A 4,067-nucleotide genomic window follows, 5' to 3' on the forward strand; every position below is an offset into this window, starting at 1 on the left:
TCATGGTGATTTTGCCTTTTGCCATTTCCGCACCTTTGTCGCCTGCTTCCGGCGGGATGTAGAGGAGTTCGACGGCTTTGTTCGCATCGCCGCTAAAGAGTTCTTCAAAGAACGTTTTAGCAGTTTTGTCCGGGCCGTCGCCACCGCAGGCGGCCAGGATGCCGGCAAAGAAGGCAAGGCAGAGGGTTTGCATCAGTTTTTTCATGGGATTCTCCGTTGTGTGTGAAGCGCCGCCGGGTGGCAGCGCGCGAAGTGTAGTCGCTTGGCCGGATTTTGTCGCGCTTTTTTGCCCGCGTCGCCCGCTATAATGCCCGCCCGCTTATCAACTTCGCGACAACCATGCTGTATTCCCTGCTTGCGCCGCTTGCCGGACTGCTTTTCACCCTCTGCTTCGCCCCCTGGCCGTTTGGCACAGCCGCGCTCGTGCCGCTCGCCGTGCTGTTTGCGCTGTGGCAGCATCCGGCGCGGCAGAAACCGCTGCGCGATGCCTGGCTGTTCGCGCTCGCCCATCTCGGCAGCGGGCTGTATTGGGTTTACATCAGCCTCTATCACTTCGGCGGCGCGCCGTTGCCGTTCGCCATCCTCGCCAACGTGCTGCTCATCCTCTATCTCGCGCTTTACACCGTCCTCGCCGCCTGGCTGATGCGCCGCCTGAGCGCGCCCGGCAGTTGGCGGCGCACCCTGCTCATCCCGCTGCTGTGGACGGGCGGCGAACTCGCCCGCGCCTACCTCTTTACCGGATTCCCCTGGCTCGCCGCCGGCTACAGCGCGCTGCACACGCCGCTGGACGGCCTCGCCCCGCTCGGCGGCGTTTTCCTGATGAGCTTTGCGCTGACGCTCATCGCCAGCCTGCTTGCCCGCGCCATCGTGCTGCGCCAGGGCAAACCGCTGGCGTTTGCCGTTGCCTGCTACGCCGCCGCCAGCGCGACCAGCCTGATGGAACACACCACGCCGGACGGTGACCCCTTCAGCGTCGCCCTCATCCAGGGCAACATCGAACAAAGCACCAAATTTGACCCGGCGCTGATGGAGCGCCATTTGCAGGACTACATCGCCCTCGCCATTGACCGCGAAGAAGCGGTAGTCATCCTGCCGGAAACCGCCTTCACCTTCATGGAAGAACAGATGACGCGCGATCTGGAACAGCTTGACGGCTACTTCAAGACACGCGGGCAGACGCTGGTGACGGGCATCCCGGCGGGTGAGCTGCACAAACAGCTCTTTTACAACGCCATCATCACCCTTGGCGACGGCAAAGGCCGCTACTACAAACACCACCTGCTGCCGTTCGGCGAATATGTGCCGCTGCGCAGTTGGCTGACTGTCTTCGAAAAATACGTCGAAATCCCCTACAGCAACTTCGAGCGCGGCGACGCCAAACAGCCGCCACTCATCACCGGCAAACACCGCGCCGGGGCGTCGATTTGCTATGAGGCGGCGTTTGGCCGCGATATGCGGCAGGCGTTGCCGGAGGCCGATTACCTCATCAACATCAGCAACGACGCCTGGTTCAAAGACTCCATCGCCGCCGACCAGCACCTGCAAATGAACCAGATGCGCAGCCGCGAGCTGGGGCGGGAAATGGCGCGCGCGACGAACGACGGCATCACCGTGCTGCTGGACGCGCATGGCCGCATCAAGGCACGCATCCCGCGCTTCGTCCGCGAGGTATTGACAGGCGAAATCCAGCCGTATCAGGGCGCGACGCCCTACGCCCGCTTTGGCAACGCCGTCATCTTCGCGCTGCTGGCGCTGTATGCAGCGGGATTGCTGCTGGTGCGGAAAACACGAGACCCAATATAGCCGTTCACCGAAAGTTTCAGACAAGCCGCGCCGCTTGCAGACGGTAGCGCAAACGGTGAAGATCCCGCCGACAAACGCCCCAGCGTTGTTATCGCGCAGTCATCCACATCCTCCTGCCAAAAAGGACATCCCATGCTCAAAAAAACCCTGCAAACCCTTGCCCTACTCGCCTGCTGCCAACTGGCATTTGCCGCCCCCGGCCAGGCCGCGCCCGCAACAGACACCCCCGCTGCTGCTGTCCAACCGGACGAAGACGCCTGGGTCGCGCGCCTCACCGCCTGGGCGGACGAATTCCAAATTCCGGAAAAAAATCTGCCGCGCAACAAGGAAGCCTTGCGCAATTTGCGGAAACTGGATTTGGACCGTGTCCCGTCAGATAACAGAAACTTGCCGAAAATCACCCGGCTACCGCCGGAAATCGGCCAGCTGCAACAATTGCAGCAGCTCGCACTGAAAAACAACCAACTCACCACCCTGCCCGCTGAAATTGGCAACCTGCAAAAATTGCGGTTTCTCTGGATTGGCAATAACCAACTCGCCACCCTGCCCGCCGAAATGGGCAACCTGCAAGAATTGCAGAATCTCCTGCTTGAAAACAACAAACTCAAAGCACTCCCTGCGGAAATTGGCAACCTGCAACATGTGCGGGAACTCCGGCTTCATGCAAACCAGCTCACTGCCCTGCCCGCAACCATCGGTCAATTGCAGCAATTACAGGATCTGACTCTCGACAATAATGAGCTTACCGCCTTGCCCTCAACCATCATCCATTTGCATAACCTGAAAGGGTTGACTATCAGGGGCAACCGCAAACTGCAACTCACCCCGGAACAGGAACAATACCTGCAAGGTGTAAGCGTCTATCGTTAAACCCCGCCACCCGCATTTACAGTGGAATAAAACAAAGACCATCTACCGCCTATGAGCCCAACCGACCGCATCAATCGCTGGCAAGAAACCGCCCCTCCGGCGCTTACCACCCGCCCTGACCTCATCGCGCTCATTGAAGCCAGCGACTACGCCGCCGCGCAACTGGCGCGCAATCCGGCGCTATACGACGACCTCGACCCTGCCGCCGCGCCCGCCGAAAACTACCGCGACACCTTCGCTGCCGAAAACCCGGTTGCTGCGACCGAAGACGAGCTGATGCAACAACTGCGGCGCTACAAACACCGCCGCCAGGTGCGCCACATCCACGCGGTAGTAAACGGCCTCATCGACGAACCCGCCTTCCTCGCCCGCACCAGCGCGCTCGCTGAAACCCTCATCGGCGTGGCGCTTGCCTGGCAACACCAGGCGCTGGCCGCGCGCTACGGCGAACCGGTGGACAAAGACGGCAAGCCGGTGCCGATGCTCGTCCTCGGCATGGGCAAACTGGGCGGCGGCGAACTCAACTTCTCCTCCGACATCGACCTCATCTACGCCTACCGCGACAACGGCACCACCCGCACCACCGGCAAGCAAAAACCGCAAGAGCACGAAACCTGGTACCGCAAACTGGCGCAGCGCCTCATCCACACGCTGGACACCAACACCGCCGACGGCAACGTTTACCGCGTTGATATGCGCCTGCGCCCCTTCGGCCAGACCGGGCCGCTGGCGCTGTCATTCGCCGCGATGGAACAGTACTACCTCATCCACGGCCGCGACTGGGAACGCTACGCGCTGATGAAAGCGCGCCCCATCGCCGGTGACATCGAAGGCGGCCGCCAACTGCTTGCCAGCCTGCGCCCCTTCACCTACCGCCGCTACCTCGACTACGCCGCGCTGAATGCCCTCGGCGAAATGAAACAAAGCATCAACCGGCAAAACCGCGACAACAACCACGAAAACCACATCAAACTCGGCACGGGCGGCATCCGCGAAGCCGAATTCACCGTGCAGGCCATGCAAATGATCTACGGCGGTCAATACCCGGCACTACAAACGCCGAACTACCTCGAAGCACTCGCCCGCATTGGCGAGCGCGGCATTTGGAACCCTGAACAGACCGCCGCCCTGCACGACGCCTACCTCACCCTGCGCCGCGTCGAAAACGCGCTGCAATACGACCACGAACAACAAACCCACCAACTGCCCGCGAACGACGCCGACTGGCAACGCCTCGCCCTGGCCTGCCGCGCGGCAGATGCCGCCAGCCTGCGCGCGCAAATTGACGCCGCCCGCGCCACCATCCACCAGCACTACAACAACACCATCGCCGACGACGACCCCGGCGACCTGCCCGGCGACGACCGCCTGCGCGACATCGACTGGAGTGACCC

General features: G+C 61.7%; 2 protein-coding genes and 2 pseudogenes. 3 read left to right on the forward strand and 1 reads right to left on the reverse strand.

The features are described from left to right. A pseudogene (locus Q0349_RS06965) lies at positions 1-205 on the reverse strand (hypothetical protein); the annotation flags it as partial. Positions 206-339: 134 nt separating this feature from the next. Here Q0349_RS06965 and lnt point away from each other — a divergent pair. The 3 genes and pseudogenes from lnt to Q0349_RS06980 all read left to right on the forward strand — a co-directional run. Further along, positions 340-1,803, forward strand: a complete 1,464-nt coding sequence (gene lnt / locus Q0349_RS06970) for an apolipoprotein N-acyltransferase (protein ID WP_298080151.1) — start codon at positions 340-342, stop codon at positions 1,801-1,803. A 132-nt stretch (positions 1,804-1,935) separates the two neighbouring features. Continuing rightward, complete coding sequence (locus Q0349_RS06975; RefSeq protein WP_298080152.1) at positions 1,936-2,673, forward strand: leucine-rich repeat domain-containing protein; 738 nt, start codon at positions 1,936-1,938, stop codon at positions 2,671-2,673. A gap of 51 nt (positions 2,674-2,724) precedes the next feature. Then, positions 2,725-4,067: pseudogene (locus Q0349_RS06980) on the forward strand (bifunctional [glutamate--ammonia ligase]-adenylyl-L-tyrosine phosphorylase/[glutamate--ammonia-ligase] adenylyltransferase); the annotation flags it as partial.

The sequence above is a fragment of the uncultured Cardiobacterium sp. genome (assembly GCF_938028185.1).
Classification (GTDB): domain Bacteria; phylum Pseudomonadota; class Gammaproteobacteria; order Cardiobacteriales; family Cardiobacteriaceae; genus Cardiobacterium.

Bases quoted from the DNA above. Each gene is read 5' to 3' on its own strand.
- lnt (WP_298080151.1), top strand. From the start codon at position 340: ATGCTGTATTCCCTGCTTGCGCCGCTTGCCGGACTGCTTTTCACCCTC.
- Q0349_RS06975 (WP_298080152.1), top strand. From the start codon at position 1,936: ATGCTCAAAAAAACCCTGCAAACCCTTGCCCTACTCGCCTGCTGCCAA.